This window comes from Acidovorax sp. GW821-FHT10A04, from assembly GCF_059415825.1.
In genome coordinates this window covers 1-22272 of record NZ_JBWKNZ010000020.1, presented here as the reverse complement: position 1 = coordinate 22272, position 22272 = coordinate 1, and the positions used below count along the sequence as shown (strand labels likewise).

Below are 22272 nucleotides of genomic sequence, written 5' to 3'. Positions count from 1 at the left end.
CGAAGTCTCGTTCGGTCGGTGAGAATGTCAGTGGGAAAGGTGGTGGGCCAAGAACTGGCGGCCGCGCTCGCTCGCGGGGCCCTCGAAGAAGCGCCGGGCCGGCAGCACGTCCTCGACGATCTCGCCGTTGACCATGAACAGCACCCGGTCGGCAAAATCGCGCGCCAGGGCCATCTCGTGCGTGGCCATCAGCATGGTGATGCCGTCCTCGGCGAGCTGGCGGATCACGGCGATGACCTCCTGGGCCAGTTCGGGATCGAGCGCGCTGGTGGGCTCGTCGAGCAGCATCACCGAGGGTTCCATGGCCAGCGCGCGCGCAATCGCCACGCGCTGCTGCTGTCCGCCCGAGAGCTGGTGCGGGTAGGCCTGGGCCTTGTCTGCCAGGCCGACTCGGCGCAGCAGTGCCTGCGCGGTGTCGCGCGCTTGGGCGCGCGGCTTGCGCAGCACGTGCAGCGGGCCGGACATCACGTTGTCGAGCACGCACAGGTGGCGAAACAGGTTGAAGCTCTGGAACACCATGCCGGTGCGGCGCCGCTGCAGGCTGATCTCGTGGTCGCTGAGCTCGTGCAGCGCATCGCCGCGCTGGCGGTAGCCCACGAGCGCGCCGTCGACGGCGATGGTGCCGCCGTCGATGGTCTCCAGGTGGTTCACGCAGCGCAGCAGGGTCGACTTGCCGGCGCCGGACGGACCGACCACGGCGACCACCTGGCCGCGCGGGACCTGCGCGCTGACATTGCGCAGCACGCACTGCGTGCCGCGGAATTTGGTCACTTCCATCAATTCGATGGCGTTGGGGGACGGCTGGGACATGGTCTGCTAGCGGTGGGGAAAGAGTTTCTCGAGGGTGGTCTGCAGCGCCGTGGCAAAGGCCGTCATCACCAGGTACCAGAAGCCTGCGACGGCCAGCAGCTCGACCACGTGGAAGTTGGCTGCATAGATGTCGGTGGAGATGCGCAGCAGCTCCAGGTAACCGATGGCCGAGGCCAGCGAGGTGGACTTGAGCAGCAGGATGTACTGGTTGCCCGCGGCTGGCACGATGATGCGCGCGGCCTGCGGGATCACCACCTTGCGCATGAGCAGGCCATGCGGCATGCCGATGGCACGGGCGGCGTCGCGCTGGCCGTTGTCCACGGCCAGGAAACCGCCGCGGATGATCTCGGCCATGTAGGCGCCCTCGGCCAGGCTCAGCCCGATCAGCGCCGCTACGTGGGGCGTGATGACCGCGGTCATCGGCGCATCGAGCAGCACCCAACTGGTGAACGGGATGGCGATGTGCAGCTGCGGGAACATGATCGGAAAGGCGTTGAACCAAAAGATCAGCTGGATCAGCATGGGGGTGCCGCGAAACAGGTAGATGTAGGTCGATGCGAACGCCGTGAGGATGGGGTTGCCGCTCACGCGCATCAGCGCCGCCACCAGCCCGACCACGCCGGCCAGCAGCAGGGCGGTGGTGCCCAGCATCAGGGAGTTGATGGCACCTTCCAGCACCAGGCGGCTGAACAGGTATTCCAGGAAGACCGGGAGCTTCATCACCTGGGCCTTGATCGCAGCGTGCAGCAGCACGGCCAGGGCCGCCAGCACCAGGGCGGCAAAGATCCACGGGCCCCAGGGGCGGCGGTGCACCACACGGCGCGGTCGCACGGTGGCTGGAGAGGGAGATGGAGGGGTTGCGGAGGTCACACGAGGTTCCGGTCGGGGCAGGGGAGGGGCGGCAGGCCGCCCCCGCAAGGGTTACTTGCCGCGTTTGGACGCGGGAAGGTTGACGCTGATGGCCGGCAGGGCGGCACCGCCCACGCCCCACTTGTCGAGCAGCTTCTTGTAGCTGCCGTCGTCCAGCATCGACTGCGTGGCCTTTTGCACCGCATCGCGCAGGGCGGTGCGGTTCTTGGCGAAGCCCCAGGAGGTGATGTACTGCGTGAGCATGTAGTTGCCGCCGACGATGCGGTAACGGTCCGGGAACTGCTGGCCCATGTACACCAGGGCGGGGAAGTCGCCCAGGTAGCCGTCCACGCGGCGCAGGTCCAGCTGCATGCGCGCGTCGGGCGCCGAGGGCAACTGCTCTGCGCGGATGGCTGGCTTGCCGCCCTTCACGCAGCGCTCGGACGCGGCCTCCACCTGGGCCATGATGACCCGGCTGCCCAGCAGGGTGGCCACGCCCTTGCCGCAGAAGTCGTCGATGGTATCGAGGCGCTCCTTGTTGGCCGCCAGCGCCAGGATGCTGCCGCCCGAGAACAGGTAGTTCACGAAGTCCACCTTCTGCTCGCGCTCTTCCGTGTCGCTGATGCCGCCCGAGGCCAGGTCGAAGCGGTCGGCCTCCAGGCCGGGGATGAGCGCGGAGTATTCGGCCTGCACGAACTCCAGCTTCAGCCCCAGGCGCTGCGCCACCTCGGCCAGAAGGTCGCGGCTGGCGCCGGTGACCTCGCTCTTGCCCGGCTCACGGAATTCGATGGGCGGAAAGGTCTGCTGCGAGCCCACCCGGAGCACGCCGCGCGCCTTGATCTCCGCCGGCAGCTCCGCGGCAAGGGGCCTGGCCGCCTGGGCCTGGCCCAGCAGTGGAATGGCGGCCGCCAGCAAGAGCAGGCCGCTGCGGAATGGTGGCTTCAGGAAACGCATGGAGAGGTCCTTTCAGGTACGCGCAAGGGGTGGGCGGTGGCTCAGCGGCTTTCGGCGGACTTGCCCGGAATGGCCGACGGGTTGGGACGGTCTGCGCGCGGGCAGGGTGCTGCCGCGTCGAACGTGGCCTGCACCGAGGCGATGTACTCGGCCGGGAACTTCCATGCCGCCAGGCCCGTGGGGATGTGCTCCCAGTAGAAGTTCGGCGGGCGCATGGCCATGCCGGGCTTGGACAAGCGGTAGGTCCAGCAGTCGTAGGCCTTGCCGTCCTCGCCGTGCACGGTCAGGAAGAAGCGTTCGAAGTCGTCGTAGTCCTCGTTGAGCTGGTGGGGTTCGTGCTCGAACACCACGCCCAGGGCGTTGTTGCCCACGGCGTCGGAGACCCCGTTGAGGTGGCACCAGCCGCGGTCGCTGCGCTCGCCGGCCGCATGGAACTGCAGGCGGTGGTTGGCCGCGTGGGCCTTGGTGATGGCCTTGGTCGTCGGCCAGTAGCGGCGGATCTCGGGATCGTTGAGCCAGGTGCAGTAGGCAAAGTAATAGAGCATGGTCGCTTTCTTTCAGGGAGAGTGAAGCCTCGGGAGAGGCGGTGAGGTGAATCTGTATATCTCTTCGTATACGAACAATGCAAGAGCTGTGCCAAAAACTGCCGCATTCCTGCATTTGACCTGTTTGTATACTTTTATGTGTACGAGAAGATATACGAAGACCGAGTCTGCGCGCTCGGTGTTTTCCCTGCCCGGCCTGGCACGCCCCATGGCACGGCCCTGGTGCACCGGGGCCCTTTCGGCGTGCAGGCTGCGCCCTGTTGGTGCAGCCCGCCCGGTAGCCCGCGCCGACTTGCCGGCTCGGGCCGCAGGGCCTCTCAGCCCAGCTGCAGCTGGCCCGTGCCGTCCGCGCCCTGCATCTGCTGCTCGCGCGCGGTGGCCAGCAACTCCTTGCGGGTGTTGTCGATGTGCTCTTCGAGCAGGGTCACCACCTTGGCGACGTCGCGCGCACGGCAGGCGGCCACCAGCTGGTAGTGGTCGGACTGCGGCTTGTCCTTGCCCGTGGCGGTGGACATGGCCAGGTGGGTGTAGCGGTCGGTGTTCAGGCAGTACTCCTCGATCAGGCGCTTGAGGCGCATGTTGTTGGCCGGGGCCGACAGCGCCAGGTGGAACTGGCGGTTGTATTCGGCCCAGTCGCCCACCACGTCGCTCTTGCTGTAGTCGTCCAGGATGCGCTCCATCGCCTCGAAGTCGCGCTCCACCATGTTGGGCACGGCCAGCCGGGCGGCATGGCATTCGAGCGCCACACGGATGTCCAGCAGCTCGCAGATCTGCTGCACGTTCATGCCGGCCACCACCGCCCCGCGGTTGAGGTGGTGCACCACCAGGCCTTCCGACTCGAGCTGGCGCAGGGCCTCGCGCACGGGGATGCGACTGGCGTTGAACTGCGTGGCCAGTGCGTCCTGTCGCAACTGGTGGCCTGCGGCGAGCTTGCCGCCAAGGATGTCGTGGCGCAGCGCGTCGCGGATGACCTGGTGCAGCGCAAGCGGTTTGGTGGTGCGGGATCTCATGGCGCTATTGGATCAGAACTTGGGCTACAGGCCGCAATGCCATTGTCATATTGGATCCGCATGTATAGAATTGGATCCAATTGATGATTTGTTGGATTTAAATCAAAACGAATTGGGTTCAATAAGGTGGCATTTGGCTACTTTTTGAGGGTCTGGGCGTCGTCGCCACACCGCCATGGGACCCCCTCTCCGTTCGGGCTGGCACTCCTACAGGCATCCCCCTGCACCCCCCGTGCATTGCGGCGCGAGCCGATTTTTTGACCCATCCACCTAACGGAGCTTCCATGTCCATGAAATTTCGAACCCTCCGGGCGCCCATGGCGTTCGCCTTCAGTCTGGCCGTCACCTCGCATGTGCTGGCGCAGGACACCGTGCAGATGGGCGCCGTGCTCTCGCTCACCGGTGCCAATGCCACGGTCGGCGAGGACGTGCGCCGCGCGGTTACCCTGGCGGTCGACAAGGTGAATGCCGACGGCGGCGTGCTCGGCAAGAAGTTCAGCGTGATCGTGGAAGACTCGGGTGGCAACGCCACCACGGCCCTGAACGCGGCGCGCAAGCTGGTCAGCGTGGACAAGGTGCCCGTGGTGATCGGCGAGTACTCCTCGGGCATCACGCTGCCCATGGCGCAGTACTTGGTAAAGGAGGGCGTGGCCCACATCAACATCGCCAGCACCAGCGTGAAGATCCGCGATCTGGGCGCCAGCTCGTTCAACCTGATCGGCCTGGAGGACAAGGGCAACCAGTTCTCGTCCAGGGACGTGTGGGACCTGGGCTACCGCAACGTGGCCATGGTGGCGCCCAACAACGCCTACGGCCAGGGGGTGGTGCATGGCTTCAAGCAGGAGTTCGAGAAGCTCGGCGGCAAGGTCGTGACCGAGGTGCTCTACACCGCGGGCCAGTCCACCTACCGGCGCGAGTTGCAGCAGATGTCGCGCAGCAACCCCGATGCCTACATCTACACCGCCTATGGGCAGGAATCGGCGGTGATCAACCGCGAGGCCATGGAGCTGGGCCTGCGCAGCAAGCCCTGGTACGCCATCCTGATCTCGATGAGCCTGTCCGACACCGCGCCCGAGATCGCCAAGGGCCAGCTCGGCATGGAAGTGGGCTCGGTATACGGCGCGGCGGGCAAGGCCTATGCCGAAGCCTTTGCCGCCAAGTACAAGGAAGGCATGAAGACCTCGTACACCGGCTATGCCTACGACGCCGTGCTCATGACAGCCGCCGCAATGAACAAGGCCAAATCCACTGACACCGCCGCCGTGCAGGCAGCGCTCAAGGAGCTGGGCAAGGGCGGCTATGTGGGCGTGACCGGCCCCATCGTCCTCGATGCGGAGCGCCAGCGCACCGACCCGCCCTACGCCAAGCTCAGGTACGACGGCAAGGTCGTGCCACGCTGATCCCCTGCCAGCCTCTCGCCGCGCCCCCCTTCGGGCGCGGCATCCCCTGATGCCCGGCACACCGCGCACTGCGCGCGGGGCCGGGCCCACCGACCCGTTTCCATGCTTCAACTCCTCTTCGACACGCTGTTGCGTGCCTCGGACCTCGCGCTCGTCGCGCTGGGCCTGAGCACCGTCTACGGCCTGGTCAAGTTTCCCAACATCGCGCACGTGCAGTACGCCATGCTCGGTGCCTACGCCACCTATGCCCTGTTCGCCTGGGGCCTGCCGCTGCCGCTGGCCATTGCCACTGCCTGCGGTCTCACGGGCCTGCTCACGCTGGTGCTGCACCTGCTGGTGTTCCGCCGCCTGCTGCGCTCGGGCCCGGCCATCGCCATGATCGGCTCGCTCGCCGTGGCCATGCTGGTCGTGGCCGTGGCGCAGGGTGTCGCGGGCTCCTTCCCGCGCATGTTCAACCTGCCGATCACCGAGCCCGTGGTGCTGGGCGGCGTGCGCCTGTCGCACACGCAGATCGCCGCCATGGGCACCACGGCCGTGCTGCTGGCGCTCTTCACACTGCTGCTGTTCTTCACCCGCACGGGGCGCGCCATGCGGGCGCTGTCGACCAACCCGGCGCTCGCGGCGGCATCGGGCCTGAACGCCGAGGGCACCACGCGCCTGGTCAACTTCGCCAGCGGCGCCATCGCCGGCCTGGGCGGCAGCCTGCTGGCCTTGTCCACCGGCGCCCACATCAACCTGGGCCACGACCTGCTGCTGCCGGTGTTCGCTGCCGCCATCCTGGGCGGCCTGGGCAACCCGCTGGGGGCGGTAGCCGGCGCAGCGCTGATCGCGCTGACCGAGACCCTGGTCACCAACCTCGACTTCGGCTGGCTGGTGGGCAAGCCGCTGGCCTTCCTGCCGGTCTCCTACATCAGCGCCGCATCGTTCCTGATCCTGCTGCTGGCCTTGCTCTTCAAGCCCTACGGCCTGTTCGACCGCGAGGTGCGCCGTGTTTGACTTCCTGATCTCCACCTTGACCATCGCCGGCATCTACGGCCTGATGGCCCTGGGCCTGAACCTGCAGGCGGGCTATGCCGGCCTGCTCAACTTCGGCCACATCGCGTTTGCCGGCATCGGCGTCTACGCCACCGGCATCGCGGTGCAGGCCGGCTGGCCGCCGCTGGCGGGCGCCGGCTGCGGCGTGCTCGTGGCCATGCTGCTGGGCTGGTGCATCGCCCGCCTGGGGCGCCAGCTCGGCTCGGACTACTGGGGCATCGCCACCCTGGCCATCGCCGAGATCCTGCGCACCGTGGCCACCAACGAGGACTGGCTGACCGGCGGCGCCAACGGCATCAGCGCCATCCCCTCGCTGTTCGACGGGCTCGGCCGGCCGTGGAGCGCACTGGCCTTCCTGGCCCTGGTGCTGGCACTGGTCGCGGCCTTCGCGCTGCTGGTGCGGCGCCTGGCCAATGGCCGCTTCGGCCGCGCACTGCGCCTGACGCGCGAGGAACCGCAGCTGGCGATCTGCATGGGCTACGACCTGCGATCGCTCAAGACGCGGGCCATCATGGCCGGCGCCGCCGTCACGGCGCTGGCGGGCTCGCTCTACGCCCACTACATGAGCTTCGCCGGCCCTGACTACATGGTGGCGTCGGAGACCTTTTTGCTGTGGACCATGGTGATGATCGGTGGCATGGGCAACACGGCCGGCGTGCTCGCCGGGGTGGTGCTGGTGCAGGGCGCCTATGCGCTGGTGCCGTTTGCCAAGGACTACTTCCACTTCAGTTCCGACCTGGCCGGCGCGCTGCGCCTGGGCCTGATCGGCGCCATCCTGCTGGCCTGCCTGCTGTGGCGCAGCGAGGGCCTGATCCCCGAGAAGCTGCGAAAGATGCCATGACCACCACCGCACCCATGAATGCATTCCTCGAAGTCCGCAGCGTCGCCAAGGCGTTCGGAGGCAACCAGGTCCTGTCGGACGTGAACATCCAGATCGCGCAGGGCGAGATCGTCGGCCTGCTCGGGCCCAACGGCTCGGGCAAGAGCACCCTGCTCAACGTCATCACCGGCTTCACGCCGGCGGATGCGGGCAGCGTGCGCTTCGCCGGCACGTCCATCGAGCGGCTCACCGCGCACCGCATCGTGCGCACCGGCATGGCGCGCACCTTCCAGCTGCCGTCCATGCCCACCCGCATGTCGGTGATGGAGGTGGCCATGGCCGCCGCCACGGCCCACCACGGCGTGTGGGACACCCTGCTGGCCACGCGCGGTGCCCGCCATGCCGAGCGCGACGCCCGCGACCGGGCCGAGCATCTGCTGCGCGAGTTGCTGCTGACCCCCGTGCGCGACCTGCCGGCATCGGCCATCTCGGGCGGGCAGAAGAAGCTGCTTGGCATCGTCTGCGCGCTGATGGCGCGGCCGCGCATGCTGCTGCTCGACGAGCCCACGGCGGGCGTGCACCCCAACCTGCGCCGCGACATCGTCACGGCGCTGCAGCGGCTCAACGCCCAGGGCATGACCCTGGTGATCGTGGAGCACGACATGCACTTCATCCGCGAGGTCTGCACGCGCTGCGTGGTGCTCGACCGTGGCGAGATCGTCGCCAGCTGCCCCCCCGAAGAGCTGGCCCGCAACGAGCGCGTGCTGCAGGCCTACCTGGGCACCGCATCCCGCCCCACCGAACCGAGCCCGGAGGCCGCATGATAGAAATCCACGATGTGGTGGCCGGTTACACGGCCGAGATCGACATCCTGCGCGGCATGAGTCTGCAGGCCCAGGGCTCCGAGATCGTGACCCTGCTGGGGCCCAACGGCTGCGGCAAGAGCACGCTGCTCAAGACCATCGCCGGCTTCCTGCTGCCGCGCAGCGGCCGCATCACGCTGCGCGGCGAGGATGTCTCGCAGATCCCCGTGCACCGCAAGATCCGCCACTGTGGCCTGGGCTTCGTGCCGCAGACGGACAACGTCTTCAGCGCTTTGACCATCCGCGAGAACCTGCAGGTGGGCGGCCACTACCTGCCCAAGGCCGAGTGCGCACGGCGCATGGACGAGCTGTGCGCACTGTACCCGGTGCTGGCGCGCAAGCTGGACATGCGCGCGGCCTCCATGTCGGGCGGCGAGCGGCAGATCCTCGCGCTGGCACGGGCCCTCATGCCGCGCCCAGGCATCCTGCTGCTCGACGAGCCTTCGGCCGGCCTCTCGCCCAAGGTGCTGCACGAGGTGTTCGACGCCATCGTCCACGTGCGCGACCAGGAGCGCGTGACCATCCTCATGGTCGAGCAGAACGCGATGGAGGCGCTGCGCATCTCCGACCGCGCCTACGTGCTCTCCATGGGCGCGGTGGCGCTCACGGGCGACGCCGGCGCGCTGATGCGCGACGAGAAGGTGCGCGAGCTCTACCTGGGCGGTCGCGCGCACTGAAGTGAAACACCCCCTGAGTCGCTTCGCGCCTTCACCCCTCTCTCGACTCGCTGCGCGAGTCGGGAGGGGGACGCTCCCGGTGCGGCGGGGCGGCCCTTGCACGGGAGCACTGGCTTGGGCCGCGCCAGTTTCATACGCCGTGGGTGGCGTGCAGCGCAATGAATAACTGATACGGATTCGCCTTCAACCGTCTAACGTCGTTGGTTCGCCTTGAATCCGTATGAACCGCTGCACTTCGCCATCTCCCTCCGTTTCTGTCCGTCTGCGCTTCGAGGAGCCGCCCATGCTGCTTGCCCGTCTCTCCATCCCGGTCCTGCTGTGGGCGCTAGCGCCCGCAGCGCTGCATGCGCAGACAACCCCGGCACCCATCCAGCTGGGCACGACGGCCCCGTTCAGCGGCGCCTTTGCCGAGTACGGGCAGGAGTACCGCAAGGGCGCGGACGCCTGCCTGGCCAGCATCAACGCTGCGGGCGGGGTGCGCGGGCGCCCGGTGGCCATCCACTACCTGGACGACGGATACGAGCCCGAGCGCGCGGTGGCGAATGCGCGCACGCTGGCGGGCAAGGGCATCGCTGCCTTCGTGAACCTGGTGGGCACCGGCTCGCTGCAGCAGCTGCAGCCGGTGTTGGCGGAACTCAAGGTGCCGGTGGTCGGCGTCTCCAGCGGCGCCGACCTGCTGCGCCAGGAGTCGCTGCCCGGCAGCCGCTGGGTGTTCCACACCAAGGCCGGCAACGGCGACGAGTTCGAGGGCTTTGCACGCATCCTGCCCACCATCGGCATGGACCGGGTGGCCCTGGTCTACCAGGACAACCCTTTCGGCCGCGCCGGGCTCGACAGCGCGCGCAAGGCCTTCGCGGGCCGCCAGCCCGCAGAGATCCGCCTGGGCGAGTTGCCGGACACGGTGGCCCAGGTTCAGCGCGCGCAACCCCATGCCGTGGTGCTGATCGCCGCGGGGCAGGCGGCGCCCGCCTTCATCGCGGCCTACCAGGGCGCCGCCGGTCCTGGCGCGCGCGTGGCGGTGCTCAATGTCGTCGGTGGCCGGGTACTGACCGACCAGCTGCGGGACAGGGTGGCCGGCATCATGACCTCCATGCTCTACCCGAGCCCCTGGAACGGCGCGCGCCGCGTGGTGCGCGACTACCAGGCCAGCCTGGCCCGCGCGGGCGACGCCAGCCCCTCGCTGCTGAGCCTGGAGGGCTGCATCAACCTGCGCTTTGCCGTGGAGGCCCTGCGCGCGGCCGGCGACGACCCGTCGGCCGCCGGCGTGCGCAAGGCCCTGGAGCGTGGTCTGAGCGTGGACCTGGGCGACTTCACGCTGGCCCTGCCACCCGGCAGGCAGGTGGCCTCGCGCTACACCTCCCTGGGCATCTACCGCGGCAACGGCCGGGTGATGGAGTGATGCCCGACCTTCCCCAACCACAACAACAAACTGTGCTTTCCATGTCCCTCCCCACGTCCCTTTCCCTTCCCCCAATCGCCTTCATGGGCGGCGGCAACATGGCCAGCGCCATCATCGGCGGCCTGGTCCGCCAGGGCCACCCGGCCAGCCAGATCGAGGTCGTCGAACCCTGGGGACAGGCGCGCGAAGCCCTGCGCGCGAATTACGGCATCGACGCCCAGACTGAGGCCGGCCCGGCCCTGCAGCGCGCCCGCATCGTAGTCTGGGCCGTCAAGCCCCAGACCTTCAAGGACGCCGCCGCCCAGGCGCGTGCCCACACGCAGGACGCCCTGCACCTGAGCGTGGCCGCCGGCATCCGCTCGGACAGCATCGCCCAGTGGCTGGGCAGCGAGCGCATCGTGCGCACCATGCCCAACACCCCGGCCCTGGTGGGCAAGGGCATGAGCGCGCTGTACGCCCGCCCCGGCGTATCCGAGGGTGAGCGCCAGAGCGTGGAGGCCATCATGGCCACCACGGGCGAGTACCTGTGGGTGGACAGCGAAAAGCAGCTCGATGCCGTGACGGCGCTGTCGGGCTCGGGCCCGGCCTACGTGTTTTACTTCCTGGAAGCCATGGCGCGCGCCGGCACGGCCATGGGCCTGTCGGCCGAGCAGGCCCACCGGCTGGCCGTGGGCACCTTCGTGGGCGCCTCGGAGCTGGCGCGCAGTTCGGACGAGCCACCGGCCGTGCTGCGCGAGCGGGTCACGTCCAAAGGCGGTACGACCTATGCGGCGCTGCAGTCCCTGGCGAGGGACGGGGTGGCCGATGCCTTCGAGCGCGCCATGCGGGCTTCGGAGCAGCGGGCGCATGAGCTGGGGGAGGAGGGTGGGGGGACCAAGTCAGCTGCGGGATGAGTCCTTAAGCCTTTGCAGTTCCTCCGTTGCCATTTCGCGATGCCAGAACGATGATTCGAGCGCCAGAAACTCCTCCAGGGTCGAGATCGCACGAGCGCAGTCTCCTGCGAATTCCAGCTCGGCAGCCTTGGTCATGGACTCCACCAGCAGACGATCGGCTGCCGAGCATTCGCAGGGCTCGTCGGCGTTGTCGGGGTTGAAGTCAGGTATCAGTTGATGAACCTGATGGCGAAGGTCCGACATTTCTGCCAGGGCTTTTTTGAGATCCGCGATGGTCTCCTGGGTCATCCCATGCGTTCCATCACGGATCTCGGCCTCTGTCTGCCTTTGCAGTGCGCTTGAAATCAGCCACAGGCGTCGGATGGATTCGGATGTGGTCATGGGGTGGAGCAACTGAAGAAGATGGTTCGTGCACCGAATGCTCAAATCGAGCCAGGCGCGAAGCCTACCCTGGGCGCTTTGGCGCGTCACCCCAAGAAACGCGGGTCATGGTGGTCTAATGCCGCAAGCGCATTGATCATCAGCATGTCCCGCCGCATCCGACCAAAACCCCGTTCTGTACCAGATTGGGGTCCAGGGTGGGTGCTTTACGCGCGGTGGGAGTTTCTTCCGTTGAAGCAACTGGCGATGTATCTACGGAGGATCATCATCGCGGAGCGCCGATGCAAGACGGGTGAGTTTCCGAGGCATCTTCTGTCGCGATTTCGCCGTCGTCGTCTGGCAGTCGCTCGCCAGCTTGTTTTGTTGGGTGGCACGGTCAACCCCCGCATGTTTACCGACCCGCACCGGCGCGGTTGGCGAGCTGGACAGCCGTTCTGGATAGCCAATATGCCTTGCGCCAATGCCGCCCGGGGGTGTTTTTTCTGGTACCGATCATCAAAGATATGCAGTAGGCACCGTAGGCCCGCATGCGCAACAGGGACCGCGTTCCTGCCTCTCAGTGCATCAGCCCGTCCAGCAACTTCGCCACATGCACCGCCTCCCGCTGCGCCCCGTCCGCAATCTGGTGTCGGCAGCTCGTCCCGTCCGCCACCACGATGGCATCGGGGTTCTTGCGCATCGCAGGCAGCAGCGCCGCCTCGGCCATCTGCATCGACACCTTGTAGTGCGAAGCCTCGTAGCCAAAGCTGCCGGCCATGCCGCAGCAGGAGCTTTCGATCAGCTCGGGCTGGGCCTCGGGGATCAGGCGCAGCACCTCCAGGATGGGGGGCACGGCGCCGAAGGCCTTTTGGTGGCAGTGGCCGTGCAGCAGGATGGGTTTGCCGGCGGGCTTGAGCCTTGGGGCGAAGCGCCCGGCCTTGGCTTCGCGGGCTAAAAATTCCTCGAACAGCAGGGCTTGCTGGGAGACGGTCACGGCCTTGTCGCCCAGGCCCATCACCAGGGCTTCATCGCGCAGGGTGAGCAGGCACGAGGGTTCCAGCCCCACGATGGCGATGCCGGCCTGGGCCAGGGGGAGCAGGGCGTCGATGAGGGCGCCGGCCTTGGCCTTGGCTTCGTCGACCATGCCGGTGGCCAGGTACGTGCGGCCGCAGCAGTGGTGGCCGCCGGCCTTTTCCACGGTGTGCAGCACGTAGCCTGCGGCGTGCAGCACGCGCGCGGCGGCCAGGGCGTTCTCGCTCTCGAAGGTGCCGTTGAAGGTGTCGACGAACAGCACGGCCGTCTTGCGGCCGGCCTGGGCGGCGGCGATGGTGTCGTCCTTGCTGGCAAACAGGGAGGCATCGTGGCGGCGCCAGAAGGTGTCCGCGCGCCAGGCGGGCAGTGAGCGCCGGGCCGAGAAGCCCAGCAGCTTTTCGCCCAGCCAGGCCGCGCCGGGCACGGTGTTGCGCAGGTTGAGCAGCCAGGCGAAGTGGCTGGCCGTGCGCGCATAGCCGGGCAGGTGGGCCACCAGCTTGTCCTTGAGCGTGTGGCCATGCTTGCGCTTGTAGTGGGCCAGGAACTCGACCTTCATCTTGGCCATGTCCACGCCCGTGGGGCAGTCGCGCTTGCAGCCCTTGCAGCCCACGCACAGGTCCATGGTGTCGTGCAGGGCCTCGCTGGTGAAGGCGTCGGGGCCCAGCTGGCCCGACACGGCCAGGCGCAAGGTGTTGGCGCGGCCGCGCGTGAGGTGCTGCTCGTCGCGCGTCACGCGGTAGCTGGGGCACATGGTGCCGGCGTCGAACTTGCGGCAGTGGCCGTTGTTGTTGCACATCTCCACGGCCTTGGCGAAGCCGCCGGTCACGTCGCCGCCGGTGCCGGGCGCGGTGGTCACCTCGGTCACGGGGTCGGCCTGCACGTTCCAGGCCGACCAGTCGAGCACGGGCGTGAGGGGGATGCGCCTGTAGGGCCGGGGCGCCGTGGGCGGCGCAAAGCGGAACAGCGCGCCGTCGTCCATCTTGGGCGGGTCGATGATCTTGCCGGGGTTGTACAGGCCGATCGGGTCCAGGTGGGTCTTGATGGCGCGAAAGGCCTCGTTGATCGCCGGGCCGAACTGCCACTCGATCCACTCGCCGCGGCACAGCCCATCGCCATGCTCGCCGCTGAAGGCGCCCTTGTACTTGCGCACCAGGGCGCTGGCCTCCTCGGCAATGGCGCGCATCTTGGCCGCTCCATCGGTGCGCATGTCGAGGATGGGGCGCACGTGCAGCGTGCCCACCGAGGCATGCGCATACCAGGTGCCGCGGCTGCCGTACTTGGCGAACACCTCGGTCAGGCCGTCGGTGTACTCGGCCAGGTGTTCGAGCGGCACGGCGCAGTCTTCGATGAAGCTCACGGGCTTGCCGTCGCCCTTGAGGCTCATCATGATGTTCAGGCCCGCCTTGCGCACCTCCCACAGGTTCTTCTGCGGCGCCTCGTCAGGCATCTCGACCACGCTGCCGGGCATGCCCAGGTCGCCCATCAGCTCCACCAGCTGGCGCAGCTGCGGCAGCAGGGCGGCCTTGTCAGCGCCCGAGAACTCCACGAGCAAGATGGCTTCGGGCTTGCCGATGAGGGCCGTCTCCACCGTGGGGCGAAAGGCCGGGTTGGCCAGCGCCAGCTCGATCATCGTGCGGTCCACCAGCTCCACCGCCGTGGGGCCGAGCTTGACGATGTGCTGCGCCGAGTCCATGGCCTTGTGGAAGCTTGGAAAGTTGACGATGCCCAGCACCTTGGCACGCGGCAGTTCGCTGAGCTTCAGGGTCAGGCTGCGCGTATAGGCCAGCGTGCCCTCGGAGCCGATGAGCAGGTGCGCCAGGTTCACGCTGCCGTCGGCGGTGTAGGGCTTCTCGCTCTGGTTGTCGAAGATGTCGAGGTTGTAGCCGGCCACGCGGCGCATCACCTTGGGCCAGTGCTCGGCGATCTCGCTGCGGTGCTGCTGGGCCAGGGCATGCACATGCTGCGCAATGGCGCTGGCGCGCGGGCCCAGCGTGGCCAGCGGGCCGAAGTCGACCAGCTCGCCGTCGCTCAGCCAGGCGCTCGCGCCCAGCACGTTGTGCACCATGTTGCCGTAGGCCACCGAGCGCGAGCCGCAGGAGTTGTTGCCCGCCATGCCGCCCAGCGTGGCCTGGGCGCTGGTGGACACATCCACCGGGTACCACAGGCCGTGGGGCTTGAGCTGGGCGTTCAGGTGGTCGAGCACGATGCCCGGCTCCACGGTTGCGGTGCGGGCCTCGGCATCGAAGGCCAGCAGCTTGCGGAAATGCTTGGTGTTGTCGATCACCAGGGCCGCGCCCGTGGTCTGGCCGCACTGGCTGGTGCCGCCGCCGCGCGGCAGCACGGGCACCTTGAGGTCGCGCGCGATGGCGATGGCGGTGGCGATGTCGCGCTCGGTGCGCGGCACCAGCACGCCGGCCGGCATGATCTGGTAAATGGAGGCATCGGTCGCGTAGCGCCCGCGCGATCCGGCATCGAACAGCACCTCGCCCTCGGTCTCGGCGGCCAGGCGCCGCGCCAGGGCCTCGCAGGTCTCGTTGGGGGGCAGGGTGGTACCGGCTGGCTGCAGGGTGCTGGCGGGTTCGATGCGCATGGGGAGGGGGTCCTAGGTTTTGGCTTGCCGCTTGGTTTGGGGGTAGATCTCGCCTGCGCGCAGCAGCTCCAGCACCGTGTCGCGCTTGCGCTGCACATGGGCTACGAGCACCTTGCGCATGGCCTCGGCGTCGTGCGCGGCGAGGGCGTCGATCATCTGTTCGTGCTCGGCCACGGCCAGCTTCCACTTGGTCTCGTTCTGGTTGGTGCGAAAGCGCAGCGACTGCACGCGGGCATTGATGGAGCGGTAGGTGGCCGTGAGCACCGGGTTGCGCGCCGCCTCGTTGATGGCGGTGTGGATGCTGGCGTTGATGCGGTAGTAGCCCGACAGGTCGCGCCGGGCGAAGCAGGCCATCATTTCGTAGTGCAGGGCGCGCAGCTCGGCCAGCTCGGCATCGGTGATGCGCTGGGCAGCCAGTTCGCCCGACATGCCTTCGAGCGTGGCCAGCACCTCGAAGGTGTTCACCACGTCGGCCTCGGTCAGCTTGACGGCCACGGCGCCGCGGTTGGGCAGCAGGTCCACCAGGCCTTCGGCACCCAGCAGCTTGATGGCCTCGCGCAGCGGGGTGCGTGACACGCGCAGCTGCTCGCTGAGCTCGCGTTCATTGAGCTTGGCACCGGGCGCGATCTGGCCTTCCACCAGCATGGTGCGCAGGCGCGCGGCGACCTGGTCGTGCAGCGCGAGGCGGGAGATTTCGATGATTTCAGCCATGAAGTTCTTTCTGTTTTGAATTTTGCATGCAAAAAATTGGCGGATCAATCGCTATATTTCAGGGTATTCCCGCATGCAATTGTGTTTTTTGCATGCAAAACTGAAGAAAGAAAGGACGCTCCATGCTTCAACTCGACTTTCACCCTACTGGCCGCCACTTCCTGCAGATCCCGGGCCCCAGCCCGGTGCCAGACCGCATTTTGCGGGCGATGAGCCTGCCCACCATCGACCACCGGGGGCCCGAGTTCGGCGTCCTGGGGCTCAAGGTGCTCTCGGGCATCCAGAAGATCTTCCAGACCCGGCACCCGGTGGCGATCTACCCCGCTTCGGGCACCGGCGCATGGGAAGCGGCCCTGTGCAACACCCTGAGCCCGGGCGACCATGTGCTGATGTTCGAGACCGGGCACTTCGCCTCGCTGTGGCAGAAGATGGCCACGCGCCTGGGTATCTCCACCGAATTTTTGGCCTGGGAGGGCAAGGACGAGCACCTGCCCCTGGCCGGTGGCTGGCGCCGCGGCGTGCAGGCCGACCTGATCGAGGCGCGCCTGCGCAAGGACACCGAGCGCAAGATCAAGGCCGTGTGCGTGGTGCACAACGAGACCTCCACGGGCGTGACCTCCGACATCGCCTCGGTGCGCAAGGCCATCGACGCGGCGGGCCACCCGGCGCTGTTGATGGTGGACAGCATCTCCGGCCTGGCGAGCGCCGACTTCCGCCACGACGAGTGGGGTGCGGACGTGACCATCAGCGGGTCGCAAAAGGGCCTGATGCTGCCGCCGGGCATCAGCTTCAACGCGCTGTCGCCACGCGCGCTCGAGGCCTCGAAGAAGGCCACGCTGCCGCGCGCCTTCTGGGCCTGGGACGAGATCGTGGAGATGAACAAGGACGGCTACTGGCCCTACACGCCCAACACCAACCTGCTGTACGGCCTGTCCGAGGCGCTGGACATGCTGCTCGCCGAGGGGCTGGACAACGTCTTCGCGCGCCACCAGCGCTGGGGTGCGGGCGTGCGCGCCGCCGTCAACGCCTGGGGCCTGCCCATCCAGTGCGCCGACCCGGCCGTGTACTCGCCCGTGCTCACCGGCGTGATCACGCCCGAGGGCGTGGATGCCGATGCCGTGCGCCGGCTCATCCACCAGCGCTTCGACCTGTCGCTGGGCACGGGCCTGGGCAAGCTCAAGGGCCGCATGTTCCGCATGGGCCACCTGGGCGACAGCAACGACCTCACGCTGATTGCCATGGTGGCGGGCGTGGAGATGGGGCTCAAGCTTTCGGGTGTGGCCCTGGCCGGCAGCGGGGTGCAGGCCAGCATGGACTACTTTGCCAACCATGCGGCACCTGCCGCATTGAAGAAGGCCGCCTGAGCCCTCGACTGCCCGTTCCTTGAAGGCCTGACAGATCGGCCGGCGCCTGCGGGAGGCGCCGGCTGCTCGCCTGCACGCATGTGCAGGCTTTTGGCCCGCACGCATGTGCAGGTTTTTCACCCGCACGCACGTGCAGGCTTTTCGCCCGCCTGCGCCCCCGGCGCAAGCATGGTTTGGCCGAGTTATCGACCCCGTGTTTTCTTTTTGCCACTGGCCGTGCACGCATGCGGCCGGGGCGGTATGTGCTGAGTTCATTCAACCCGGCCTGCACAAAAAAGGGCCAACGAAGGAGACAAGCGATGATGATGAAAAGACGTTCCCTGATCCAGTCCGCAGGCGCGGCAGCGGCCACGCTCGGCGCGCCGCGCCTGTTCGCGCAGGAGTGGCCGAGCGGCCCGGTGCGCATCATCGTGGGCTTTCCGCCCGGGGGCGGCACCGATGCGCTGGCGCGCGTGGTGGCGACCAAGCTCTCCACGATGTGGAAGCAGTCGGTCATCGTGGAGAACAAGGCCGGCGTGTCGGGCGTGCTGGCGGCCGAGTACGTGGCCCAGCAACCCAGCGACGGCAGCACCTTGCTCATGGCGCACATCAACAGCCATGCCCTGGCGCCCAGCCTGCAGCCCAAGCTGCGCTACGACGTGCAGCGCGACTTCGTGCCCATCGTGATGGTGGGCGTCACGCCCAACCTGCTGATCGCGGGGCCGGGGCAGAAGGCGCTGACCGTGAAAGAGATCGTGGCGTTGTGCAAGGCAGACCCCGGCAAGGTGAGCTTCGGTTCGGCCGGCCCGGGCTCGGCCCAGCACCTGGCGCTGGAGATGTTCAAGCTGCAGGCGGGGGTGGATGCGCTGCATGTGCCCTACAAGGGCAGCGCACCGGCACTGGCCGACCTCATGGGCAACCAGATCCAGTACTGCTTCGAGACGATGACGGCCGCCACCCCGCACGTCAAGAGCGGCAAGGTGGCCGCCGTGGCGCAGACGCGCACCAAGCGCGCCAAGGGCCACCCCGGCGTGCCCACCATGCAGGAGCAGGGCTTCCAGGGCTTCGAGGCCACCACCTGGTACGGGCTGGCCGGGCCGGGCAAGCTACCATCGGGCGTGGCCGACAAGATCAACCGCGACGTGAACACGGTGCTGGCCATGCCCGACGTGCAGGAACGCCTGGACACCTACGGCGCCGAAGACGGCGGCGGAACACGCGACAAATTCAAGGACTTCATCGCCACCGAGATTGCCAAGTGGGGCAAGGTGGTCAAAGAAGGCAATGTCAAAGTGGAGAGCTAGAAGACGATGGCTGAACAGAACCCGACGACCGGATTGACCCAGGCCCTGGTGGCCGCATGGCAGGCGGGCCGCACCATCAGTGCCTTGCCCTGGGGCGGGGCGCTGGCGGATGCGCCTGCGGCCTATGCCGTGCAGGAGGCCGTGGCCCATGCCATGGGCTGGTTCCCGCCGGGGCCGGCGCGGCACTGGAAGTCGGGTGGCCCGAACCGCCAGGCCGTGCTCACGCATGCACCGCTGCCGCCAGCGGGCGTGCGCACCAGCCCGGCCGACTATTCGGCCCTGCAGTTCCACACCATCGGCATCGAGTCCGAGATCGCGCTGCGCCTGGGTCAGGCCGTGTCGCCCGCGCAGGCCGCGGCGCTCACGCCCGATACCGCGGGCATGTTCGTCGATGCCATGGCTGTGTCCATCGAGATCGTGGACACGCGCTGGCAGGAAGGCGGCGACGCCCCGGCCCTGCTGCGCCTGGCCGACCTGCAGTCGCACGGCGCGCTGGCGCTGGGCGACTGGGTGCCCTATGCCGCCCGCGATTGGGCGGCGCAACGCTGCACCACGCGGATTGGCACGCGCGAGCCCGTGTTGCGCACGGGCACGCACCCTCTGGGCGACCCGGCCTGGCTGCTGCCCACCTGGCTGCAACATGCCACGCGCAATGGTGCGACCGTGGCTGCCGGCACGGTGGTGACCACCGGGTCGTGGGTGGGCCTGCTGCCCGCCTCGCGCGGGGACATGGTCGAAGTGGAATTCGATGGCGTGGGCACCGCCTCGCTGCAACTCTAGAACGACGAACCGGGCTGCGAGAGGAACGCCGTTTCCTCGGCCGTGGACACGCGCCCCAGGACCTGGTTGCGGTGTGGGTAGCGGCCAAAGCGCGCAATGATGTCGCGGTGCTTCACCTCGAACGCCAGATTGTTCTCCAGACCCGGTTGGTCGAACAGCTCCATCGCCTGGGTGTGGATGGCCAGCGACTCGCTGTGCATGTAGGGCATGTAGGCAAAGGCGCGCTGGGCCATGGGCAATGCCTTGTGCTGGCCACTGGCCACGAGTTCCTGCGCCAGGGTAAGCGCCTGGGCATCCTGCGCGAAGGCACCGGACGTGTTGCGGTACACGTTGCGCGAGAACTGGTCGAGCACAATGATCTCGGCCAGCCGGCCCTCCGGCGAGGCGCGCCAGGATGACAGCTCGCACTGGCGCGCGGCTGCCAGCGTGGCGCCGAAGCGTTCGGTGATGCGGCGGTCGAGCGCATCGTCCTGCATGAAGTGCTGGTTGGGCGTGAGTTCCTCGAACCAGAAGTGGAAAACGTCTTCGGCTTGCATGGGCGGGCGGGGCGCTAAAAAAAGATGCGCCCATGATAGGGCGCATGCAGGTCGGTCGGTCCGAAGGCGGTGGTTTCCTCAGTGCTTGGTCAGCCGGATCTTGCCGTCCTTGACGTACTGGTTGTACTGGTCCTTGGGGATCGCGGCGGAGCCTGCGGCATCGTCTTCGGTGGTCCAGCTCAGGGTGGTGCTGTCGGGTGCGGTGATCAGCTCCACCGGGCCTTCGGGGATGGCGATGGGTGCACCGTCGCCGGGGGTGAACGTCACATGGCCACGGATGGTGGCGTGCTGCGTAGGGGCTTGTTTCATGGAAGGCATCCTTGCGGCAACGAGGCCGCTGTTGGCATGCCTTTATTACAGCCCGGCGGCCGGGCTGGCCTTGTCAGACCGGACCCCGTGGGCAAGCGGGCCGAAGACGGCAATTGCAGTTCACGGAGGCAGCACGGCCTGCTGCTGCGTGTTGCGCTCGGTGCGCACCAGGTACAGCCCGCTGCCGATGATGATGGCGCCGCCGATCAGCGTGGAGGCGCCGGGCACGGCCTGCCACAGCACCCAGTCCAGCCCCATGCCCCAGGCCAGGGCGGTGTACTCGAAAGGCGCCACGACCGAGGCCTGGCCGTGGCGAAAGGCCTCGGTGATCGCCAGTTGGCCGAGGAAGCCCGAGACCCCCATGGCGGCCACCAGCGGCCAGTGGGAGGCGTCCAGCACCTTCCACTGCGGCAGGGCCAGGGCCGTGGCGCCCAGTGCCAGCATGGCCGTGGTCCAGAAGACCAGGCTGGCGCTCGAGTCGGTGCGCGTGAGCAGGCGCCCGGCAATGGCCGAGATGGCATAGCCCGCGGCCGCGCCCAGTACGGCCAGTGCGCCCACCGAGAGCATGGCCTCCTGGCTCGGGCGCAGCGCCACTACCACGCCCACCAGGCCGAGCACGATGGCGATCCAGTGCGCGCCGCGCACCTTCTCGCCCAGCACCACGGTGGACAGGGCCGTGATCAGCAGCGGCGCGATGAAGAACAGCGTGTAGGCCTCGGCCAGGCCCAGCTCGCGCAGCGCAAACGCGAACAGCGCCAGCATGGTGATGTTGATCGCGCCGCGCAGCAGGTGCAGCGGCCAGCGCACCTTGAGCAGGCCGCGCACCTCGCCGCGCCACAGCACGTACAGGGCCACCAGCGGCAGGGCCGCCAGGCCGCGCATGGAGGCGACCTGCATGGCGGGGTAGCTGCCCGACAGGGTCTTGAGCAGCGCGTCCATCACCGAAAAACAGCCCACCGCCAGGCACATGGCGATGATGCCGCGCAGGTTGCCCGACAGCGGTGCACGGGCAGGGGTCTGGCTGGGTGGGGCGGCCTGGGCGGTGGGCTCAGCCACCGGCGGTTCCCGGAGCGAGGAGGACTGGGGACAAGGTCATGGCAGCAACAATCGTGATCGTGGGCGGTGGGATCGATCCCCCGGCGCAGTGCAGGGCTCTGCAAAAAGTGTAGCCCAGGCCTGCTGCCAGCAGGCTGCCAACATTCCCACGCTGCGGGACGCCTGCCTGTCTGCCTGCCTGCTTGTTTGCCTGCGCTATCGTCTATCGATCAATCAATCGGCTTCTTGTTTTTCTTTTGCTTTTTCTTTGCCACCGCGCTGCGAACGGTTCTGTGTGGCGTCGTGCAGCAGCGGGATGAGCCACAGCACGGCCAGTGCCAGCACGGTGCTGAGCACAGCCGTGACTTCGCGCCCCAGGCCTGCGGCCACGCCGATGGCGGCGGTGAGCCAGATGCCGGCGGCGGTCGTCAGGCCCCGGACCTGGCTTTCCCCATCGCCATCGCCCTTGAGGATGGTGCCGGCCCCGAGAAAGCCGACGCCCGCGACGATGCCCTGGATCACACGGCTGTTGTCCGCGGGGCCGATGCCGATCTGCTGCGCCACCAGCACGAACAGGGCCGCGCCCATCGCCACCAGCATGTGGGTGCGTATGCCGGCGGCCTTGCCGGCGTGCTCGCGCTCCCAGCCCAGCATGCCGCCCAGGATGCCGGCGACCATGAGGCGCACGACGATGCGGGTGGCTTCGCCGGCGTCAGGGACGTCGGAGAATTCTGAGGCGACGGTGGTTGCGACCTGTTGCCACCAGGCGTCGGTGGTGCTTGTTTCTGCCATGGTGTGGGTGCTGTCTTTGTGGGTGTTGGGGGGGCTGGCGTCAATGTGCTCTGGACGTTTGGGGGCGGCTAGAGGTGGGAGGCGGTATTGGGGGTAGGACGGGGCTGACGTTTGTGTCTGTGTTGTTTGTGGTTGCTGTGTGCTTTGGTTGAGGGCGGGAGCCGGGATGTGCGCCCGGCGGCGCAGTAACTTTCTCTTGCGTCGCCAAGAGAAAGTCACCAAAGA

The 22272-nt window shown here is 67.9% G+C and carries 22 protein-coding genes; 10 read left to right on the top strand and 12 right to left on the bottom strand.

Features of this window, described 5'->3' with window-relative positions; all coding sequences use genetic code 11:
• Positions 1 to 27 precede the first annotated feature (27 nt).
• From AC07PF_RS29800 to AC07PF_RS29780, 5 genes are all read right to left on the bottom strand, one after another.
• Positions 28 to 810, bottom strand: a complete 783-nt coding sequence (locus tag AC07PF_RS29800; protein ID WP_494614315.1) for an amino acid ABC transporter ATP-binding protein — start codon at positions 808 to 810, stop codon at positions 28 to 30.
• A 6-nt stretch (positions 811 to 816) separates the two neighbouring features.
• Positions 817 to 1641 (bottom strand): amino acid ABC transporter permease, encoded by an 825-nt coding sequence (locus tag AC07PF_RS29795; protein WP_494610237.1) that lies wholly within the window; start codon positions 1639 to 1641, stop codon positions 817 to 819.
• A gap of 90 nt (positions 1642 to 1731) precedes the next feature.
• Complete coding sequence (locus AC07PF_RS29790; protein WP_494614314.1) at positions 1732 to 2613, bottom strand: ABC transporter substrate-binding protein; 882 nt, start codon at positions 2611 to 2613, stop codon at positions 1732 to 1734.
• Between the two features lie 41 nt (positions 2614 to 2654).
• Positions 2655 to 3158 carry a gamma-glutamylcyclotransferase family protein gene (locus tag AC07PF_RS29785; protein WP_494614313.1) on the bottom strand — a complete coding sequence of 168 codons (504 nt, stop codon included), beginning with the start codon at positions 3156 to 3158 and terminating at the stop codon, positions 2655 to 2657.
• 317 nt (positions 3159 to 3475) lie between these two features.
• The gene (locus tag AC07PF_RS29780; protein WP_494610240.1) at positions 3476 to 4168 is read right to left on the bottom strand and encodes a GntR family transcriptional regulator; all 693 of its coding nucleotides are present in this window, start codon (positions 4166 to 4168) and stop codon (positions 3476 to 3478) included.
• A 317-nt stretch (positions 4169 to 4485) separates the two neighbouring features.
• On the opposite strand from AC07PF_RS29780, the gene AC07PF_RS29775 reads away from it, so the two are divergent.
• The 7 genes from AC07PF_RS29775 (at position 4486) to proC (ending at position 11255) form a co-directional block, all read left to right on the top strand.
• Positions 4486 to 5568 (top strand): ABC transporter substrate-binding protein, encoded by a 1083-nt coding sequence (locus tag AC07PF_RS29775; RefSeq protein ID WP_494614385.1) that lies wholly within the window; start codon positions 4486 to 4488, stop codon positions 5566 to 5568.
• Between the two features lie 102 nt (positions 5569 to 5670).
• On the top strand, positions 5671 to 6564 hold the full coding sequence (locus tag AC07PF_RS29770) for a branched-chain amino acid ABC transporter permease (RefSeq protein WP_494614312.1): 894 nt from the start codon (positions 5671 to 5673) through the stop codon (positions 6562 to 6564).
• Positions 6557 to 7444 (top strand): branched-chain amino acid ABC transporter permease, encoded by an 888-nt coding sequence (locus tag AC07PF_RS29765; RefSeq protein ID WP_494614311.1) that lies wholly within the window; start codon positions 6557 to 6559, stop codon positions 7442 to 7444. The genes AC07PF_RS29770 and AC07PF_RS29765 overlap by 8 nt, the downstream gene beginning before the upstream one ends.
• Before the next feature lie 14 nt (positions 7445 to 7458).
• Positions 7459 to 8247: an ABC transporter ATP-binding protein gene (locus tag AC07PF_RS29760; protein ID WP_494614310.1), complete on the top strand. Its 789-nt coding sequence runs from the start codon at positions 7459 to 7461 to the stop codon at positions 8245 to 8247.
• Positions 8244 to 8963, top strand: a complete 720-nt coding sequence (locus AC07PF_RS29755; protein WP_494610243.1) for an ABC transporter ATP-binding protein — start codon at positions 8244 to 8246, stop codon at positions 8961 to 8963. Before AC07PF_RS29760 ends, AC07PF_RS29755 begins: the two co-directional genes overlap by 4 nt.
• Before the next feature lie 283 nt (positions 8964 to 9246).
• Positions 9247 to 10362: an ABC transporter substrate-binding protein gene (locus AC07PF_RS29750; RefSeq protein WP_494614309.1), complete on the top strand. Its 1116-nt coding sequence runs from the start codon at positions 9247 to 9249 to the stop codon at positions 10360 to 10362.
• 41 nt (positions 10363 to 10403) lie between these two features.
• On the top strand, positions 10404 to 11255 hold the full coding sequence (proC, locus tag AC07PF_RS29745; RefSeq protein ID WP_494614308.1) for a pyrroline-5-carboxylate reductase: 852 nt from the start codon (positions 10404 to 10406) through the stop codon (positions 11253 to 11255).
• Here proC and AC07PF_RS29740 read toward each other — a convergent pair.
• From AC07PF_RS29740 to AC07PF_RS29730, 3 genes are all read right to left on the bottom strand, one after another.
• The gene (locus AC07PF_RS29740; protein WP_494610245.1) at positions 11241 to 11636 is read right to left on the bottom strand and encodes a hypothetical protein; all 396 of its coding nucleotides are present in this window, start codon (positions 11634 to 11636) and stop codon (positions 11241 to 11243) included. The two genes, proC and AC07PF_RS29740, sit on opposite strands and share 15 nt — an antisense overlap.
• Before the next feature lie 556 nt (positions 11637 to 12192).
• The gene (locus tag AC07PF_RS29735) at positions 12193 to 15237 is read right to left on the bottom strand and encodes an FAD-binding and (Fe-S)-binding domain-containing protein (RefSeq protein ID WP_494614307.1); all 3045 of its coding nucleotides are present in this window, start codon (positions 15235 to 15237) and stop codon (positions 12193 to 12195) included.
• A gap of 12 nt (positions 15238 to 15249) precedes the next feature.
• Entirely contained in the window at positions 15250 to 15948 is a 699-nt protein-coding gene (locus AC07PF_RS29730; protein ID WP_494614306.1) for a GntR family transcriptional regulator, read from the bottom strand.
• Positions 15949 to 16070: 122 nt separating this feature from the next.
• On the opposite strand from AC07PF_RS29730, the gene AC07PF_RS29725 reads away from it, so the two are divergent.
• From AC07PF_RS29725 to AC07PF_RS29715, 3 genes are all read left to right on the top strand, one after another.
• The gene (locus AC07PF_RS29725; protein ID WP_494614305.1) at positions 16071 to 17312 is read left to right on the top strand and encodes a pyridoxal-phosphate-dependent aminotransferase family protein; all 1242 of its coding nucleotides are present in this window, start codon (positions 16071 to 16073) and stop codon (positions 17310 to 17312) included.
• 299 nt (positions 17313 to 17611) lie between these two features.
• Positions 17612 to 18595, top strand: a complete 984-nt coding sequence (locus AC07PF_RS29720; protein ID WP_007854985.1) for a Bug family tripartite tricarboxylate transporter substrate binding protein — start codon at positions 17612 to 17614, stop codon at positions 18593 to 18595.
• A 6-nt stretch (positions 18596 to 18601) separates the two neighbouring features.
• Positions 18602 to 19375, top strand: a complete 774-nt coding sequence (locus tag AC07PF_RS29715) for a fumarylacetoacetate hydrolase family protein (protein WP_494614304.1) — start codon at positions 18602 to 18604, stop codon at positions 19373 to 19375.
• Here the strand turns inward: AC07PF_RS29715 and AC07PF_RS29710 are convergent.
• From AC07PF_RS29710 to AC07PF_RS29695, 4 genes are all read right to left on the bottom strand, one after another.
• On the bottom strand, positions 19372 to 19911 hold the full coding sequence (locus AC07PF_RS29710; RefSeq protein WP_494614303.1) for a DUF924 family protein: 540 nt from the start codon (positions 19909 to 19911) through the stop codon (positions 19372 to 19374). The genes AC07PF_RS29715 and AC07PF_RS29710 overlap by 4 nt on opposite strands.
• Before the next feature lie 78 nt (positions 19912 to 19989).
• A complete protein-coding gene (locus AC07PF_RS29705) occupies positions 19990 to 20220 on the bottom strand; it encodes a hypothetical protein (RefSeq protein WP_007854978.1) in 231 nt (76 codons plus the stop codon).
• Positions 20221 to 20340: 120 nt separating this feature from the next.
• Entirely contained in the window at positions 20341 to 21276 is a 936-nt protein-coding gene (locus AC07PF_RS29700) for a DMT family transporter (protein WP_007854977.1), read from the bottom strand.
• Between the two features lie 213 nt (positions 21277 to 21489).
• Positions 21490 to 22047, bottom strand: coding sequence for an MgtC/SapB family protein (locus tag AC07PF_RS29695; protein WP_494614302.1), 558 nt, complete (start codon positions 22045 to 22047; stop codon positions 21490 to 21492).
• Positions 22048 to 22272: the final 225 nt, after the last annotated feature.

Bases quoted from the DNA above. Each gene is read 5' to 3' on its own strand.
- AC07PF_RS29800 (WP_494614315.1), bottom strand. From the start codon at position 810: ATGTCCCAGCCGTCCCCCAACGCCATCGAATTGATGGAAGTGACCAAA.
- AC07PF_RS29790 (WP_494614314.1), bottom strand. From the start codon at position 2,613: ATGCGTTTCCTGAAGCCACCATTCCGCAGCGGCCTGCTCTTGCTGGCG.
- AC07PF_RS29785 (WP_494614313.1), bottom strand. From the start codon at position 3,158: ATGCTCTATTACTTTGCCTACTGCACCTGGCTCAACGATCCCGAGATC.
- AC07PF_RS29780 (WP_494610240.1), bottom strand. From the start codon at position 4,168: ATGAGATCCCGCACCACCAAACCGCTTGCGCTGCACCAGGTCATCCGC.
- AC07PF_RS29775 (WP_494614385.1), top strand. From the start codon at position 4,486: ATGGCGTTCGCCTTCAGTCTGGCCGTCACCTCGCATGTGCTGGCGCAG.
- AC07PF_RS29770 (WP_494614312.1), top strand. From the start codon at position 5,671: ATGCTTCAACTCCTCTTCGACACGCTGTTGCGTGCCTCGGACCTCGCG.
- AC07PF_RS29760 (WP_494614310.1), top strand. From the start codon at position 7,459: ATGAATGCATTCCTCGAAGTCCGCAGCGTCGCCAAGGCGTTCGGAGGC.
- AC07PF_RS29755 (WP_494610243.1), top strand. From the start codon at position 8,244: ATGATAGAAATCCACGATGTGGTGGCCGGTTACACGGCCGAGATCGAC.
- AC07PF_RS29750 (WP_494614309.1), top strand. From the start codon at position 9,247: ATGCTGCTTGCCCGTCTCTCCATCCCGGTCCTGCTGTGGGCGCTAGCG.
- proC (WP_494614308.1), top strand. From the start codon at position 10,404: ATGTCCCTCCCCACGTCCCTTTCCCTTCCCCCAATCGCCTTCATGGGC.
- AC07PF_RS29740 (WP_494610245.1), bottom strand. From the start codon at position 11,636: ATGACCACATCCGAATCCATCCGACGCCTGTGGCTGATTTCAAGCGCA.
- AC07PF_RS29735 (WP_494614307.1), bottom strand. From the start codon at position 15,237: ATGCGCATCGAACCCGCCAGCACCCTGCAGCCAGCCGGTACCACCCTG.
- AC07PF_RS29730 (WP_494614306.1), bottom strand. From the start codon at position 15,948: ATGGCTGAAATCATCGAAATCTCCCGCCTCGCGCTGCACGACCAGGTC.
- AC07PF_RS29725 (WP_494614305.1), top strand. From the start codon at position 16,071: ATGCTTCAACTCGACTTTCACCCTACTGGCCGCCACTTCCTGCAGATC.
- AC07PF_RS29720 (WP_007854985.1), top strand. From the start codon at position 17,612: ATGATGATGAAAAGACGTTCCCTGATCCAGTCCGCAGGCGCGGCAGCG.
- AC07PF_RS29715 (WP_494614304.1), top strand. From the start codon at position 18,602: ATGGCTGAACAGAACCCGACGACCGGATTGACCCAGGCCCTGGTGGCC.
- AC07PF_RS29710 (WP_494614303.1), bottom strand. From the start codon at position 19,911: ATGCAAGCCGAAGACGTTTTCCACTTCTGGTTCGAGGAACTCACGCCC.
- AC07PF_RS29705 (WP_007854978.1), bottom strand. From the start codon at position 20,220: ATGAAACAAGCCCCTACGCAGCACGCCACCATCCGTGGCCATGTGACG.
- AC07PF_RS29695 (WP_494614302.1), bottom strand. From the start codon at position 22,047: ATGGCAGAAACAAGCACCACCGACGCCTGGTGGCAACAGGTCGCAACC.